This window comes from Casimicrobium huifangae (assembly GCF_009746125.1).
Taxonomy (GTDB): Bacteria; Pseudomonadota; Gammaproteobacteria; order Burkholderiales; family Casimicrobiaceae; genus Casimicrobium; species Casimicrobium huifangae.
On record NZ_CP041352.1, the window covers coordinates 3077589 to 3093543 of the forward strand.

Here is a 15955-nt window from a genome sequence, read left to right on the forward strand (position 1 = left end):
TTGAATTAGCGGAAGCGAAAATTGTAACCGCGAGAGTTACAGCTTTTCCGTAAAAGCTTTATCCAATAAGGGCGAGATCGCCAATTTTTTCAAAAGTCGATATTTGCCGTTTTACCGCTCGCAGCCCAATTTTAATAAGGATTTCAACAAAAAGCTGCACGCCTCGATGTGCGGTGCGTTGACCGAGCCTGATTGGCAGCGGCGGTTTCAACGCCCTGCCACCCAAGACGCGACTTAACGCCGCTTCGACAACTGCTCGCGCAAACGCGCGATCTCGCCATCCACGGCGCGGGAAACGACGTCGCGCACCTGCGTTGACGTGTCTTCGGCGACCTGATCAGCGATGTCGCGGGCAATGTCGGCCAGCGCCACCGTCAACGACTCACGCAAATGCGTTTTCAGCGAACCGGCAGCATGTAGCTCAAGTTGCTGCATGACCTGGCTGTAGACGCTGTGGCGCATTTCCTCCAGCCGGCTGATCAGCAATGCGTTGAATTGCTCGCGGGCGCTGGCCCCGCTGGCCGTGTTCGGCGCCGCGGCAATGGGCGTGTGTGGCGTTGTATCGCGCAACGCCGGCGGCGGGCCAACGCGTGGCGCAGCATTCGCGCTGGCGGCACTGCCCGGCGCCGCAGACGACGCGGGCACCGATGGAGCGGGCGGCGCCGGTTTACGCACAGTGGGCACAGCAGCTGTTGCCGGCGCCGGCTGCGTGCGGGCAATCGCCGGCGGTGCGGCCAGCGTGGGACGCGGTGCCTCGGTATCGCCAATCTCGATCTCTTCGACAATCAGATCGGTCAGCACCGGCAATTCTTCCGGTACGCGCTGACGCATCATGCGGTCAGCTTGCGCAAGCAGATCTTTGGCGGCGGGCGTGCTCATGCAAACATTATGCGCGCAAAAGTGTCGGTAGAAAGCCCGCGTCTTGGGCTGTCTGCAATGCTGTTGTCATCAGCGTGCTGCCCTGTCGCCAGCGGGCGACGAGACCACCGCGCTAGTTCGCCTGCATCACCGTATGCGTCAGCGGATAGCCGCGTTCTTTGTAGAACTTCCAGCGTTCCCGCCCGGCAGTGGCGCCCTCGTCATCACGTCCGATGATCTCGAACATGCGCTCGAAGCGGGCGAAGAATGGCGGCGGCTCGGTGCCAAGATTGATCAGCACGTCGATCGCGCCGCTGTGCTCGCGCGCGTGGTCGACGATGATCGGCGTCTTCGCCGCATGCGGCGAGGCCAGGTTGACGTGCGGCAGGAACCCTTCGGGCTCCAGTTCCCAGAGCAGCTTGTCCAGCGTTGCGGTGGCGGCGGCATCGGGTGTCACCACCCGCACCCGCCGCCCCTGCGCATAGGCCTTCGCCACCAGCTTCGCGGTCGCCGACAGCGGATTGGCAACGCCGGAGTAGAAGCTGATTTCGGTCATTGCTTCAGCGAGCAGTGAGCATGTAAACGGTGATCGACGCCATACTCACTGCGCATCGCTCACTTTTCGTTGGCCATCACATAGTCAACCAGTGCTGCGACCGGACGACCAGTTGCGCCCTTCTCCTTGCCCGAGCCCTTGTAGGCCACGCCAGCGATGTCGAGATGCGCCCAGTCGTACTTTTTGGTGAAACGCCACAGGAAGCAGGCGGCGGTGATCGCCCCGCCTTCGCGACCGGCCACGTTGGCCATGTCGGCAAAGTTGGAGTTGAGCGCTTCCTGATAGTCCTCCTCCAGCGGCATGCGCCAGAAGCGGTCGTTCATCTTCTTGCCGGCGGCGAGGATGTCATCCGCGAGCTTGTCGTTGCTGGCGAACAAGCCGGCGTTGTGACTGCCCAACGCAACCACACAGGCGCCGGTCAGGGTGGCAATGTCGATCACCGCCTTCGGCTTGAAGCGCTCGGCGTAGGTCAGCGCGTCGCAGAGGATCAGACGGCCTTCGGCATCGGTGTTGAGCACTTCGATGGTCTGCCCGCTCATGCTCTTGAACACGTCACCGGGTTTGGTGGCCTTGCCCGACGGCATGTTTTCGCAGGCGACGACGAGACCGACGATGTTCTGCTTGGGCTTCAGTTCGGCCACCGCTTTCATCACGCCGAACACCGTGCCGGCACCGGACATGTCCCACTTCATGTGGTCCATGTCACCCGCCGGTTTCAGCGAGATGCCGCCGGTATCGAAGGTGACGCCCTTGCCGACAAACACCGTCGGCGCGTCACCCTTCTTGCCGCCGCTGTATTCAAACACGATGAAACGTGGCGGCTCTTCACTGCCGTTGGTCACCGAAAGGAACGAGCCCATGCCCAGTTTTTCGATCGCCTTGCGATCCATCACAGTCACCTTGAGGCCGTGCGACTTGGCGAGCTTCTTCGCTTCGTCGCCCAGGCGTGTCGGCGTGCAGTGATTGGCCGGCAGATTGCCGAGGTATTTGGTGAACTCGATGCCGTGCGTCATCGCCACTGCGTTCTTGAGCGCCGCCGGTGCGGCCTTGGCCGCAGCCTCCGGCATGCCGAAGCGCACGCGCTTGAGGGCAGGTTTCGGCTTGGTGCTGGTGCCCTTGGTTTCATCAAAGCGGTAGGTCGCGTCGGAGACACCCAGCACCATCTGCTGCATGGCATCAACGGCACCTTCTGCCAGCGGGAATACCGTCAGCTCGGCCTGCTCCAGCTCAACTGCACACGCTGCCAGGGCGCGGCCCGTCGCACGCGCGTCCTTGGCGCTCAGCGCGTTGCCACTGCCAGCACCGTAGACGACAACGCGGGCGGCACTCACACCTGTCAGATTGAACAGCGGCAGCACCGCGCCGGCGCGCCCGGCAAACGACGCGGCTTTCACCGCCGCAGCCAGCGCACCCTTGCTGGCCTTGTCGATGTCCTGCGCCGCCCAGGAGAGCTTCTGGCCCTCGTGTACGGCAACCGCGACGACATCGGTCTTGGTATTGGACGGATGGTCGGCGCGCAGCGAAAAGTCGATCATGGTTCGATCTTCCTTATTACAAAAATGGTTCAGTAGGTAAACTCTGCAATTATCGCCAAAGCGCCCGCGCGCTCCGCCGCCCCCCCATGATCTTCCGACGCGCCCTGCTGCGCGAGCTGACCACCAACGCGATCTATGTCTTCGTGGTGCTGGTGGCTATCCTTGTCACGCAATTCCTGATCAAGCTGATCGGCGCAGCCTCCGCTGGTTCGTTGCCGACCGATGGTCTGATTCCGCTGGTGGGCTTTCGCCTGATCTCGCAGCTGCCGCCGCTGATCGTGATCGCCATGTTCGTGTCGATCCTGCTGACGCTTTCCCGCGGGTGGCGCGACAGTGAGATGGCGATCTGGATGTCGAGCGGGCAAAGCCTGCTCTCCTGGGTGCGGCCGGTACTCACTTTCGCGTTGCCGATGCTGGTGATCGCGATGGTGCTGTCGACCGTGCTGTCGCCATGGGCCGAGCGGCGCTCGATTGAGTACCGGCGGATTCTCGAGGCGCGCGACGAGCTGTCGGTGCTTGCCCCGGGACTCTTTCAGGAACTGCGCAAGACCAAGCAGGTGTACTTCGTTGAAGGTGTCAACCTGATCGACGGCACCATCAAGAACGTCTTTGTGTTTGCCGACGACCCCAATGGGCAGTGGCTGGTGCGTGCGTTGCAAGGCTTTCTCTACCAGGACAAGACCGGTGACCGCTACGTGATCCTCGAAAAGGGCAATCGCGTAAAGCACACCAGCGCACAGGCGGGGCCCAACGAGTACGAATTTGCCAGTTTTGATCGCTACGGCATTCGCATGACGGGCAACGAGGTCAAGGATGATCCGCTGGAAGAACGCGCCAAGGACACCATTGCCTTGCTCCAGGAGGGCACGCCATCGGGCCTCGGTCAGGTGTTTTACCGGCTTTCCGTCCCCATCGCGGGTATCGCGCTGGCGCTACTGGCAATCCCGCTGGCATACGTCAATCCGCGGCTGGGGCGGTCGATCAATCTGATCATCGCGATCCTGCTGCTGATGATCTCGCTGAACGTGATGAACATCATTCAGGCGCAGATTGACCAGCAGCGCATCGGGCTGATCGCAGCCCTGCTGGTCTTTCATCTGTCGCTGGCAGCCATCGTTGCCGGCGTCTTCTACTATCGGTACCGGGGTGCGGTGTTCATCTGGCGCAGCCGCACGCAAGCCACGACCACCGACCACGGAAGCGCGGCATGAAAACGCTGAGCCGCTACCTGGCAAAGGAAGTCGCCGCCTCTACGCTGCTGGTATTGGCGGCGCTGCTGATGCTATGGGTGTTTTACGACCTGCTCGCCGAACTGGGCTCGCTGCGCGCATTGAATGCCGCGCAGTTTCTGGTGCTGGTGGCGGCAACCATCCCCGGTCACCTTTATGAACTGTTGCCGGTGGCTGCGCTGATCGGTACCCTGTTCGCACTGGCACAACTGGCCAGCAACAGCGAGTATGGCGTCATGCGTACGTCCGGCGTGTCGGTGCTGCAGGTGGCCATGGTGCTGTTCGGTGTCAGTCTGGTTGTCGCCGGCGCTGTATTCGTGATTGGTGAATATGTGGTGCCTCGCGCCGAGCAGCTGGTGTTGCGCGTGCGCGCGTTTGCCGGCGCTCGCCCCTACGTCGCACGTGCCTTTGAATCTGGGTTCTGGTTCAAGGACGGCAACACATTCATCAACATCGGCAGCGTGCTGCCGGATGGATCGTTGCGCAAGGTACGCGTGTTCGAGTATCGCGACGCCACGCATCTCGGGCGAACCATGACTGCCGAGGCGGCGACCTTCCTCGGCGGCCAGCAATGGACGCTTGATCGTGTGACCGAAACCAGCTTTGGTCGCGAGGTCACAGTGTCGCAGAGTGACAAGGCCGAATGGCGCTCGGTGCTTACACCGAACATGCTGTCGGTGCTGCAGGTTGAACCGGGACGGCTGTCGATCAGCGGCCTGTGGGAATACATCGCGCACTTGCAGGCAAACCGGCAGGATTCGCGACGGTTCGAAGTCGCGCTCTGGGGAAAGTTCTTCTACCCGCTCGCCACCTGCGTGCTGGTGCTGCTGGCGCTGCCGTTCGCCCAGATCCAGCAGCGCGCCGGCGGCGTCGGTATGCGTATCTTCGTTGGCATCCTGCTCGGCTTGGTGTTCATCGTGTTCAACCGGCTGTTTTCCTATCTCGCGCTGCTGCACGAGTGGCCGCCATTCCTCGGCGCGATGCTGCCCGGACTGATCTTCCTGTCTGCTGCGACGGCGATGATTTACCGGCTGGAGCGAAGGTAACGGCGACGTCCGACACCGCGAATGCAGCAGACAACAAAAAAGCACCCGAGGGTGCTTTTTTGATTTGCGCGAGAGTTTTGCCTTCTCGCGAAGAGCGCGTTACTCAGCAGCAGCTGCCAGCGGAACGATGTTCGCGTACTTGCGATTCTTCTCGCCCTTGATCACGAACTGCACCGTACCGGTGACCGTCGCGAACAGCGTGTGATCCTTGCCCATGCCGACGTTGACGCCCGGATGGATGGTGGTACCACGCTGGCGCATGATGATGGTGCCGGCGTTGATCAGTTCGCCGCCATAGGACTTGACGCCCAGGCGTTTCGATTCGGAATCGCGACCGTTGCGTGTTGAGCCGCCGCCTTTTTTATGTGCCATGACTGACTCCTGTTAGTTGCTCGCAGCGGCTTCGGCTTTGGCAAGTTCCTTGCCGTCGGCGCCGTAGATTGCCGAGAACTGCACCTCGGTGTAGCCCTGACGATGGCCCTGGCTCTTGCGATAGTGCTTGCGACGACGCATCTTGAAGATGCGAACCTTGTCGCCCTTGCCGTGCTCGATGACCGTTGCATCGACTTTTGCCCCTGCGACGAGGGGCGCGCCAAACACCACATCAGCGCCCGCACCAACGGCGAGCACTTCACTGAAAGTGATGGTTGCGCCGATGTCTGCAGGTATCTGTTCTACCTTTAATTTTTCGCCAGCGGATACGCGATACTGCTTCCCGCCGGTTTTTATGACCGCATACATGGATAACAAACCTTTGATTTGATTGACTTTCCCGGCGCGCAATACGTGCTACGTGCAGAGAGCCGACGATTATAGCGTGGGCCAATGCGAGGAGCAAGCGCACGAGTCGCGACCGCCATGCTCGACGGCAATGAGCAGACTGATCGACAGTTGACTGCCAACGATACAGCTTTTCAACGAAATTACCAATTTAATTGGGCTGACAGCATAAATATGGCAAAGTCGACTTTCATAATATTTGCGCTTTAAGCCATGTAAAATGGTCGTTTCATTAGAAAGCTGATAGCTAGCTACCGGCCAGGCAAAGCAGCAAGACACACTTGCCGACTGCAACGGCGAAATGGCGGCGGCCGCTAGCAGCGTCGCAAACGCATGCCCGATATCGGAGCACGCCGTCAGTCACTACTCACCCCGCTGGCTACAATTTGCTGTATGTACTCTGAAGTCGTTGGCTCTCGCCCCGTGCAAGCCGTGCCACCTGTAGCCCCAGCGGAACGCACGCCGGGCCAGTCTGGCCGGACGGCTGCCGGATTGCAGCGGCATCTGCAGGCGGAATTGGGCGCGCTCGACACCCGGTTGCGTGCCACGCTGGATTCGGACGTTGCACTGATTCGCGCCATTTCAGACTACATCGTTTCTGCGGGCGGCAAGCGCCTGCGGCCGGTGCTGGTGTTTCTGTCGGCGCAGGCCTTGGGCACCAATCCACTGTCGCCACTGGTCATCGACCTCGCGGCCACGGTGGAGCTGATCCACACCGCCACGCTGCTGCATGATGACGTCGTGGACGAATCCGACCTGCGCCGCGGTCGTGCCACCGCCAACGCCGAATTCGGCAATGCTGCCAGCGTGCTGGTGGGCGATTTCCTTTACAGCCGGGCGTTTCAGGTCATGGTTGGCACCGGCAAGCTGCGCGTGCTGGAGCTGCTGTCTGAAGCCACCAACCGCATCGCTGAAGGCGAAGTGATGCAGCTGATGGCGCTGGGTCGGCTCGACCTGAGCGAAGCGGACTATATGCAGGTCATCGAGGCCAAGACCGCCAAGCTGTTCGAGGCGGCCGGTGCGCTGGGGGCTATCGCTGCCGGCGCTGACGCGCGCACCGAGCGCGCGATGTCTGAATACAGCCGGCGACTCGGCGTGGCCTTCCAGATTGCCGACGACGTGCTTGACTATCGCGGCGAAGCCAGCACGCTCGGCAAGAGCCTCGGGGACGACCTGGCAGAAGGCAAACTGACACTGCCCATCATCCTTGCACTGCAACGCGGCAGCGACGCAGGCAAGGCACTGGTGCGTAGCGTTTTGTCAAAACCGCATGCCGTGGAGCCTGAACAGTTCCAGCAGGTCATGGAGGTGCTCGAGTCCTGCGGCGCGCTGGATAGTTCGCTGGCGCGGGCCCAGAGCGAAGCGCAGGCCGCCGCAGCGGAGATTGCCACGCTGCCAGATAGCGCAGCCAAGCAATGGATGCTAGAATTATGTTCTTACGCAGTTAAACGCAACGTCTGAGTTGTCAGCAGACGTCTGAATCGTCAAACTGCTTCGGCTGCGATGCCTGTACACGGCACCGATCAGTCGAGTCCAAGTCGGGGTGTAGCTTAGCCTGGTAGAGCGCTACGTTCGGGACGTAGAGGCCGGAGGTTCGAATCCTCTCACCCCGACCAATTCCATTCTTCCCAAGTCAATAGCGCGGTCAGCCTGTCTGCCTGGGCGTTTGCGCGCACACGTCGTCACGACTCGCCGGTCGTAGGCGCGAAGCCTCTGCGCTCCGGCGTTGTGTCCGTGCCGCGCTACTGGCTGCCGCGGCCTCAATGCAATGCCCGGCAAGCACTCGCCCCCCTCGCAGCTAGTCTGTACGGCCTAAACCGTCGCCAGCGCCATCAACCCCGAGGCCGTGTTGGAAATCGGGATGTGATAGTTGCTGTGGATCTTCTTCAGCGTGCCCGGCACCGCTGCGCGCGCTGCGAGCCACATCAACAGCTCCACGCCCTGCGTACCGGTCTTTTCCACCAGTTCATGGATCGAGAACTGCGTCGCCCACGCCGGGTCGTGGATCATGCTGTCCATGAACTTGAGATCGAAGTCCTTGTTGATGAAGCCAGCACGTTCGCCGTCCAGCTGGTGCGACAGGCCGCCCGTGCCGATCACCACCACCTTCTTGTTGCTGTCCCAGCTGCGAATCGCATCACCCACCGCCTGACCGAAGGCATAGCAACGCCTGGCTGAAGGCAGCGGGAATTGCACGGTGTTGATGCAAACCGGCACTGCCGGGATCGGACACGGGCTTTGCGGCCAGAAGAGTTTCAGCGGAATGGTGAACGCGTGATCCACCAGCATCTCCTGGCAGGTGGTGATGTCGAACTCGCGATCAATCAGCTTGTTGATCAGGTGCCACGACAGATCAACGTCGCCGCGCGTCGGCGCCAGTGTGGGGATGCCCCAGCCCTCGTCCGCGTTGTGATATTCGGGCGCGGCGCCGACCGAGAAGGTCGGCATCTTGTCGAGGAAGAAGTTCAGGCCGTGATCGTTGTAAAGGACGACCGCAACATCTGGCTTGGTCTCGTCAAGCCATTTCCGCACGGGGATGAAGCCATCGAAAAACGGCTTCCAGTACGCATCCTGCTGCAGGTTTTTCGCGATCGCGCCCCCGATCGCGGGGACGTGGGACGTGGTGAGCATGCCGACAATTTTTGCCATGTGATTTCTCTGCTTATCCTTGGTTGGTCGGCTTAGGCATACGCCTTGAGTTTGGCCTTGAACTCGTCCACGGTCATGCCAGTCTGCAACGCGCCGATGTCCTGCATGTTGAGGCCGAGGATGCCGGCGAATTTCGCGAGGTAGTAGGCGTTGCCGCCAGCACGGATCAGGCCGAGCACATCGCGACCGCGGATGCCTGCCGCCTGCTCTTCGTTGAGGCCGTACTTATGCATGTACGCTTCTTCGTCACGCACAAACTCCTCACGGCACGCCGCCGAGTTGAAGGAGAAGCACATCTTGTTGAGGGCATAGCCCTTGCGGGCCTGACTGCCGTCAAACAGGGTGGTGCCGGGGATGGGGGGGTATTCGCTCACGCGAGGCTCCTGCTGGATGAATGTTGTGCCGGGGGCGATATCGTTTGCCGCATTCGTCAGCATTGCCGGCGACGCGCCAACTGCGCACTCGAATAACCACATTCTGACCAAGGCCTTGATTTCAATAAATAGATGCTTCATCATCTATTCCATGAACGAAATCGATTGGTTGCAGATTGATGCGCGTGCGCTGAACGTGCTCGTCGCTGTCGCGGAGGAACAATCAGTCACGGCAGCAGCCGTGCGACTCGGGGTCACACAATCCGCCGTCAGCCATACGCTCGACCGGTTGCGCGCGATCACGCACGACGCGCTCTTCGTCAAATCGGGGCGCGGCATCGTGGCGACTGCACATGCGTTGAGCCTTGCCGAGCGCGCGCTCGGCCTTCTGCACGAGCTGGAGCAATTCAGCCGCGCCCCCAAGTGGCAGCCCGCATCGTGGACCGCCACCGTCACCATCGCTGCGAACGATTTTCAGCGCGACCTGTTGCTGCCGGCTCTCGCGGCGAGGCTGCGCGAGAGCGCACCGAACGTTACGCTGCGCGTCATTCCCTCAGGCATTCCGTCGCTGGAGATGCTGCGCGACGAGCACTGCCAGCTCGTCATCACACCGCGCCCACCGGATGGCAGCGATGTTGTGCAACGACAGCTCTTCGAAGATGACTATCGCGTGTTCTACGACCCGGCAATGCGCGATGCGCCCATTACGCGCAAGGCATACCTGGACGCCGAGCACGTCACCGTTGTCTACCAACCCCGGCGCCCACTCGACCTTGATCACTGGATGGCGGCGCACGGCATCACGAGGCATTTTCGGATTATGGTGCCCGGTTTCGCCGGTATCACGCCGTTCCTGCGCGGGACAACGCTGCTCGCCACTGTGCCGGGGCGGCTACGCACCCACCTGCTCGCTGGCCTCGCCGACGCCAAAGTGCCGATCAAATGCCCGCGCATGCCGATGTATCTGGTCTGGCACCGCCGCTACCACGACGACCCTGCGTTTCGCTGGTTACGCGAGCAAGTGCTGGCCTGCGTCGCCACGCTCAAACTGTAGGCTGACGGCAGGACTACAGCGCCAGTTGCCGCTCCAGCTTGTTGAGCACCTGATAGCAGGGCAGTACTTGCGCGACGCTGCCGTTGGGTTCGCGGCCTTCCTTGATGGCGGCGAAGAATTCGCGGTCCTGCAGTTCGATGCCGTTCATTGAAACATCGACCTTGCTGACGTCGATCTTTTCTTCCTTGCCGTTCACCAGATCGTCGTAGCGGGCGATATAGGTACCGGTGTCACCGATGTAGCGGAAGAAGGTGCCGAGCGGGCCGTCGTTGTTGAATGAGAGGCTCAGCGTGCAGATCGCGCCGTTGGCTGCTTTCAGCTGAATCGACATATCCATCGCGATGCCCAGCGCCGGATGAATCGGCCCCTGTACGGCATTGGCCTGCACGATGGGGCTGCCGCACTGATAGGCGAACAGATCCACGGTGTGCGCAGCGTGATGCCACAGCAGGTGGTCCGTCCAGCTCCGCGGCTGGCCCAGCGCGTTCATGTTGGTGCGGCGGAAGAAATAGGTCTGCACATCCATCTGCTGGATGTTGAATTCGCCCGCCCTGATCTTCTTGTGCACCCACTGATGGCTCGGGTTGAAGCGACGGGTGTGGCCACACATGGCCACCAGCCCGGTTTTCTTCTGCAACTCGACGACGGCCTCGCCTTCCTTCAGCACATCACAGAGCGGAATCTCCACCTGCACATGCTTGCCCGCGTTGAGGCAGGCGGTCGTCTGCGCGGCGTGCATCTGCGTGGGCGTGCAAAGAATCACTGCGTCCAGCTCTTTCAGTGCCAGGCTGTCGGCGAGATCGGTGGTGACGTGACCGATGCCGTACTTGCTGGCGACCTCTTTCGTTTTGTCGAGATCGCGGCTGATCAGCGAGATCACTTCCACGCCGTCGATCAGCTTGATCGCGTCAAGATGCTTGATGCCGAAGGCGCCGGCGCCTGCCAGTGCGACTTTGATGGTCTTGCTCATTGTTTGTTCTCCAGAATCAGGTGGCCCACCGCCGTGTTTGACGCCGGGACGTGAAAGAAGCGGTGCTTGACGGTGGGTGGAGGGCCACCGAAGTTGTCGCTCATGGCACCGCGTGCGATCAGCCACATCACCAGCTCGATGCCCTCACTGCCTGCCTCACGCACGTATTCAATGTGCGGCACGTTGGCGAGGTCATCCGGATCGGCAATAAGGCGATCCAGGAATTTGTTATCCCACTCGGCATTGATCAGGCCAGCACGCGGCCCCTGCAACTGGTGGCTCATGCCGCCGGTGCCCCAGATGTGCACGTTGAGGGGTTCATCGTAGGATTCGATGGCATTGCGAATGGCGCGGCCCAGGTTGTAGCAACGACGGCCCGAGGGCACCGGGTATTGCACCACGTTGACCGCGAACGGAATCACCCGGCAGGGCCATGCCGCAGGCTGCCCGCACATCAGCGAGAGCGGCACTGTCAGGCCGTGATCAACGTCCATCTTGTTGACGATGGTGAGATCGAAATCCTGCTGGATGACCGATTGCGCAATGTGCGCCGCAAGCTCAGGGTGCCCCTGCACCACCGGCACTGGCCGCGCACCGTAGCCTTCGTCCGCCGGTTGAAACTGATCAGCACAGCCAATGGCGAAAGTCGGGATCATCTCCAGACTGAACGCAGTAGCGTGGTCGTTGTAGACAAGGAAGATCACGTCGGGCGTGTTGTCCTTCATCCACTGCTTGGAATATTCGTAGCCCTTGAACAGCGGCTGCCAATAGGGCTCTTTGTCCTTGCCGAGGTCGAGCGCGGCACCGATGGCCGGGACGTGCGAAGTGAAGACGGATGCGGTGATTTTTGCCATGGTCAAACTGCCTGTCCCTTGTTTCGCCCTGCGGCCCCCTGTGGCTGGCGGTGAGCCTGCGCATCGCCATCTTCGCCGGTATAGCGGTTGCCCTCGGGTGAACGGCCACCCGCAAGCATCATGTTGCGATATTCCTCTTCGGTCATGCCTGTCATGCTGCCCGCCATTTGCTGGAATGACTTCCCGTCCGTGGCCCCGATCTTGGCGAGGAAGTAGATGTTGCCCCCCAGCCCGATACAGCGGTTGAGGTCTCGTGCGAGCACAGCCTGTCTCTGCTCCTCGGTCATGGGCCATTCGTCGAGATAGGCGCGCTCGTTCGCCTTGAAGCGCTCGCGGTTGGCCGCCTTCATCAGCGACATGCAGAACTGGTTCAAGTGGTAGCCACGGCGCGATTGGTCAGCATCGAAGATCGTGGTGCCGGGAACGTCGAGGTAAGGTTTTTCCAGTGACACGTTTAGCGCTCCTCCGGCCAGTAAAGCCGCATCGGATTGTCCACCAGCAGTTTGCGCTGCAGCTCTGGCGTCACCGCGATATGCGGAATGAAATCAACCAGCAGGCCGTCATCGGGCATGTGATCTTTCAGGTTCGGGTGTGGCCAGTCGGTGCCCCAGAGCACGCGGTCCGGGAAGCTCTCCACGATACGGCGTGCAAACGGCACCACGTCACGGTAGGCAGCCTGTTCGCCGTTCAGCGCTTTCGGGCCGGTCACCGACAGTCGCTCGGGGCAACTCACCTTGCTCCACACCTTCGGGTTGTCGCGCATGAACTTGACGAATAGCTCAAACTCCGGGCCGTCGAGCGGTTTGCTGACATCCGGTCGCCCCATGTGATCAACCACCACGGTGGTGGGCAACGCAGTGAAGAAGTCCCACAACTCCGGCAGATCAACCGCCTCGAAGTAGATCACCACGTGCCAGCCCAGCGGCGCAATGCGGGTGGCAATTTCCAGCAGTTCGTCCTTCGGCGTAAAGTCGACCAGGCGCTTGACGAAGTTGAAGCGCACGCCGCGAACACCCGCCGCGTGCATTGCCTGCAATTCAGCATCGGTGACCGTGCGCTTCACAGTGGCCACACCACGCGCCTTGCCCTGTGAGGCGACGCAGGCATCGACCATCGCCCGGTTGTCGGCGCCGTGGCAGGTGGCCTGCACCACGACATTGCGGGCAAAGCCCAAATGGTCACGCAATGCAAACAGTTGCGCCTTGCTGGCATCGCACGGCGTGTACTTGCGCTCGGGCGCGTAGGGGAACTCGGCGCCGGGACCGAACACGTGGCAATGGGCGTCCACTGCGCCAGCGGGCAAGGTGAAGGCGGGTTTGGTCGGACCGTCGAACCAGTCAAGCCAGTTGGCGGTCTTCTCAAAGGCGCCGGAAGTGGGTCTGCTCATTTCGTTTCCTGTTGGGTCGGCTGGATTGATGCGGTGGCACAGGCGCTCAATCCGGTTTGATATTCGCTTCGCGCACGAGCTTGGCGTAACGCTGGCGTTCGTTGCGAATCAGGCCGGCGAACTGCTCGCTGCTGCCAGGCAGCACCTCGCCACCAGCATTGGCAAGTCGCTCCCGTACCTCCTTGCTTTGCAAGGCCTTCTGCACTTCGTCATGCAGACGGGTCACGATCGCTTTTGGCGTGTTGGCCGGCGCGATGAAGCCATACCAGACTGATGCCTCAAAGCCGGGAAAGCCCGACTCGGCAATCGTCGGCGCGTCCGGATAAATGGGCGACCGGTTCGGGCTCAGCACCGCGAGCACGCGCAGCTTGCCAGCCTTGACGTGCGGCAGCACTTCAAGCGCATTGACGGCCACCAGTGGCAACTGCCCGCCGATGACATCGGTAATCGCCTGGCTGCCGCCGCGGTACGGTACGTGCTGCAGATCAATGCCTGCGGCACGGCTGAAGAATTCGATGGCCATGTGCGGCGTGGACCCGTTGCCCGGCGAGCCGTAACTCACGCTGTTCGCCTTCTGTTTTGCAGCGCTGATCAGCTGGGCAACATTGCCGTAGGGCGACGCGGTGTTGGCGGCGATCACCACGGGGACACGGCCGATCAACGCGACCGGTGCGATGTCCTTCTCCGGGTCGAACGGCGCTGGCTGAAACAGCGCCGGGTTGGCAGCAACCGAGTTGGCAGTCACCATCAGGGTGTAGCCATCGGCGGGCGCATCGATCAGGGCTCGCATGGCAATGTTGGTGCCGGCGCCGGGCTTGTTCTCAATCACCATCGGCTGCCCTAGCGCGGGGGACATTGCCTGACCCAACGTGCGTGCCACCAGATCGACCGCGCCCCCTGCTGTGAAACCCACCAGCACTTTGACCGGTTTGGCCGGGTAGCTTGCGGGCTGCGCGGCAACAGTGGGCGCGATCAGGCTTGTAGCAACCTGTGAAAACGCCCCCAACGCAAGATGCATGGAGCGACAGAAAGTCAGCGTTGCAGCCATTGGTAATCTCCTTCAAATTTCATGATGTCTGTGCAGTGCTGGAGCCGCGATGGTCGGTCAATCCTGTGCGACACCACGCAAGCCCGAACGTGTCACCATCGCCTGCAGTCGTCCGTCGGCCTTGATCTGGCGGGCGAACCGTTGCAGGTATTCCCCCGCTGCCGGGCGAGCCTTGGGCACGGCGATCGCCAGGTGCTCTTCGCCCCAGCGACCATCGAGCACACGCGCACCAGCCACGCGATCCGCCATTTCGTTGAGGATGCCCTTGTTGGTGGCAAATGCCGACAGTTCACCGCGAGTCAGCATGGCGCGTGCAAGGTCGAGGTTCGCCACCGGAACCACGGTCGCCTGCCGCAGCACCCGGCCCAGCGTGGCCTGCGACGTGCTTCCCTCGCTCACGCCGACACGCACGCCGGCGTGATCAACGTCACCGGTTGCCTTCATGGTCGAAGTCGACGGCACCAGGTAGCCAAGCTCCAGACGTACCAAAGCCGCAGTGAAGTCCATGTCACGCGCGCGGCTCTCGGTCGCGTTGGTGAATGTCAGGTCCACCTGCCCCGCCTTCAGCGCATCAAGCACCAGCGCCACGCGAGGAAATTCGACCACGCGAACCGGCAACCCAAGTTCTTTGCCCAACAGATGACCGAGGTCGTGCGCGATACCTGCAGGCTGCCCATCGCGCCCGTCAACCAGCGAGGTGGGGCTGCCCCGATACACGCCGACCCGCAGCGTGCCAGTCGGCGCGAGCTCGGCCCGCGCCTGCGCGCTGATGTTCCCGCCTTGCCCTTGCGCGGGAACAGCATTCGCCCGCTGCACGACCGGCAGATCCGCGCAACCCGCGAGCACGCACAGGGCAAGCGCGGTCGAACCAGCAGCAAGCCAGGCACGACGGGAGTGGTGGACTAGACGCATCCGGCGGCGATCAATCGATGTACTTGAGACCGGCAGCGGCAAGCGGCTCGCGCATCTTGTACATATCGAGCCCGAGCACACCGCTGGCCAGCTTGGCGCGCTTGTCACCTTCGTTCGCTTCGCGTGCCGCAGCGGCGTCCGCCACCGCACCGGCGATCGCAGCTGGGACCACGGTCACCCCGTCATCATCGGCAACGATCACGTCACCGGGATTGACCTGCGCACCGGCACACACCACGGGGATATTCACCGAGCCGATGGTCGCCTTGATCGTGCCTTTGGCCGAGATCGCCTTGCTCCACACCGGAAACTTCATTTCGGTCAGCGTTTTCACATCGCGCACACCGGCATCGATGATCAGCGCGCGCGCGCCACGTGCCTGAAAGCTGGTCGCCAGCAGGTCACCAAAGTAGCCGTCGGTGCATTCCGCAGTAATCGCGGCGACGACGATGTCGCCAGGCTGAATCTGCTCGGCGACCACGTGCATCATCCAGTTGTCGCCCGGATGCAAGAGCACGGTCACCGCCGTACCGGACACCTGTGCGCCCGCGTAGATCGGCCGCATGTAGGGCTTCATCAGGCCAACGCGGCCCATTGCCTCATGCACGGTAGCCGCGCCGAACTGCGCCAGACGATCCGCCGCGGCACGGTCGGCGCGCACGATATTGCGTTTGACGATGCCCAGGTTGTTGAGTGCAGTCAT

18 protein-coding genes and 1 tRNA gene are annotated in these 15955 nt (G+C 61.8%); 5 read left to right on the forward strand and 14 right to left on the reverse strand.

Annotated elements, in window-relative coordinates; all coding sequences use genetic code 11:
• Window positions 1–234: 234 nt before the first annotated feature.
• The 3 genes from FKL89_RS13865 to FKL89_RS13875 all read right to left on the reverse strand — a co-directional run bounded on the left by FKL89_RS13865 (window position 235) and on the right by FKL89_RS13875 (window position 2949).
• Window positions 235–879 (reverse strand): hypothetical protein, encoded by a 645-nt coding sequence (locus FKL89_RS13865; protein ID WP_156863373.1) that lies wholly within the window; start codon window positions 877–879, stop codon window positions 235–237.
• A 112-nt stretch (window positions 880–991) separates the two neighbouring features.
• Window positions 992–1414 (reverse strand): DNA polymerase III subunit chi, encoded by a 423-nt coding sequence (locus FKL89_RS13870; RefSeq protein ID WP_156863374.1) that lies wholly within the window; start codon window positions 1412–1414, stop codon window positions 992–994.
• Between the two features lie 59 nt (window positions 1415–1473).
• Window positions 1474–2949, reverse strand: coding sequence for a leucyl aminopeptidase (locus tag FKL89_RS13875; RefSeq protein WP_181955197.1), 1476 nt, complete (start codon window positions 2947–2949; stop codon window positions 1474–1476).
• A gap of 86 nt (window positions 2950–3035) precedes the next feature.
• Between FKL89_RS13875 and lptF the strand changes: the two genes are divergently transcribed.
• Both lptF and lptG read left to right on the forward strand, forming a co-directional pair.
• Complete coding sequence (gene lptF, locus FKL89_RS13880) at window positions 3036–4160, forward strand: LPS export ABC transporter permease LptF (RefSeq protein WP_156863375.1); 1125 nt, start codon at window positions 3036–3038, stop codon at window positions 4158–4160.
• Window positions 4157–5224 (forward strand): LPS export ABC transporter permease LptG, encoded by a 1068-nt coding sequence (lptG, locus tag FKL89_RS13885; protein ID WP_156863376.1) that lies wholly within the window; start codon window positions 4157–4159, stop codon window positions 5222–5224. Before lptF ends, lptG begins: the two co-directional genes overlap by 4 nt.
• A gap of 99 nt (window positions 5225–5323) precedes the next feature.
• Here the strand turns inward: lptG and rpmA are convergent, their stop codons facing one another.
• Both rpmA and rplU read right to left on the reverse strand, forming a co-directional pair.
• Window positions 5324–5596, reverse strand: a complete 273-nt coding sequence (rpmA, locus tag FKL89_RS13890; protein ID WP_156863377.1) for a 50S ribosomal protein L27 — start codon at window positions 5594–5596, stop codon at window positions 5324–5326.
• Between the two features lie 12 nt (window positions 5597–5608).
• Window positions 5609–5965 (reverse strand): 50S ribosomal protein L21, encoded by a 357-nt coding sequence (rplU, locus tag FKL89_RS13895; protein WP_156864708.1) that lies wholly within the window; start codon window positions 5963–5965, stop codon window positions 5609–5611.
• A 432-nt stretch (window positions 5966–6397) separates the two neighbouring features.
• Here rplU and FKL89_RS13900 point away from each other — a divergent pair, with 432 nt between their 5' ends.
• Entirely contained in the window at window positions 6398–7465 is a 1068-nt protein-coding gene (locus FKL89_RS13900; RefSeq protein WP_156863378.1) for a polyprenyl synthetase family protein, read from the forward strand.
• 78 nt (window positions 7466–7543) lie between these two features.
• A tRNA-Pro gene (locus FKL89_RS13905) sits at window positions 7544–7620 on the forward strand.
• Between the two features lie 196 nt (window positions 7621–7816).
• Here FKL89_RS13905 and FKL89_RS13910 read toward each other — a convergent pair.
• Complete coding sequence (locus FKL89_RS13910; protein ID WP_156863379.1) at window positions 7817–8653, reverse strand: class III extradiol dioxygenase family protein; 837 nt, start codon at window positions 8651–8653, stop codon at window positions 7817–7819.
• 32 nt (window positions 8654–8685) lie between these two features.
• Complete coding sequence (locus FKL89_RS13915; protein ID WP_238363361.1) at window positions 8686–9027, reverse strand: protocatechuate 4,5-dioxygenase subunit alpha; 342 nt, start codon at window positions 9025–9027, stop codon at window positions 8686–8688.
• A gap of 151 nt (window positions 9028–9178) precedes the next feature.
• On the opposite strand from FKL89_RS13915, the gene FKL89_RS13920 reads away from it, so the two are divergent.
• A complete protein-coding gene (locus FKL89_RS13920; RefSeq protein WP_156864709.1) occupies window positions 9179–10081 on the forward strand; it encodes a LysR family transcriptional regulator in 903 nt (300 codons plus the stop codon).
• Window positions 10082–10094: 13 nt separating this feature from the next.
• Here FKL89_RS13920 and FKL89_RS13925 read toward each other — a convergent pair whose 3' ends face one another.
• From FKL89_RS13925 to ligK, 7 genes are read right to left on the reverse strand one after another with little or no spacing between them, the layout of a single operon-like run.
• On the reverse strand, window positions 10095–11051 hold the full coding sequence (locus FKL89_RS13925; protein WP_156863381.1) for a Gfo/Idh/MocA family oxidoreductase: 957 nt from the start codon (window positions 11049–11051) through the stop codon (window positions 10095–10097).
• Complete coding sequence (locus FKL89_RS13930; RefSeq protein WP_156863382.1) at window positions 11048–11905, reverse strand: class III extradiol dioxygenase subunit beta; 858 nt, start codon at window positions 11903–11905, stop codon at window positions 11048–11050. The genes FKL89_RS13925 and FKL89_RS13930 overlap by 4 nt, the downstream gene beginning before the upstream one ends.
• Window positions 11906–11907: 2 nt before the next feature.
• Complete coding sequence (gene ligA, locus FKL89_RS13935; RefSeq protein WP_156863383.1) at window positions 11908–12357, reverse strand: protocatechuate 4,5-dioxygenase subunit alpha; 450 nt, start codon at window positions 12355–12357, stop codon at window positions 11908–11910.
• A 2-nt stretch (window positions 12358–12359) separates the two neighbouring features.
• On the reverse strand, window positions 12360–13292 hold the full coding sequence (locus tag FKL89_RS13940; protein ID WP_156863384.1) for an amidohydrolase family protein: 933 nt from the start codon (window positions 13290–13292) through the stop codon (window positions 12360–12362).
• Between the two features lie 46 nt (window positions 13293–13338).
• Complete coding sequence (locus FKL89_RS13945) at window positions 13339–14340, reverse strand: Bug family tripartite tricarboxylate transporter substrate binding protein (RefSeq protein WP_238363362.1); 1002 nt, start codon at window positions 14338–14340, stop codon at window positions 13339–13341.
• 57 nt (window positions 14341–14397) lie between these two features.
• Window positions 14398–15252, reverse strand: a complete 855-nt coding sequence (locus FKL89_RS13950) for a transporter substrate-binding domain-containing protein (protein WP_156863385.1) — start codon at window positions 15250–15252, stop codon at window positions 14398–14400.
• Window positions 15253–15262: 10 nt separating this feature from the next.
• Complete coding sequence (gene ligK / locus FKL89_RS13955) at window positions 15263–15955, reverse strand: 4-carboxy-4-hydroxy-2-oxoadipate aldolase/oxaloacetate decarboxylase (RefSeq protein ID WP_156863386.1); 693 nt, start codon at window positions 15953–15955, stop codon at window positions 15263–15265.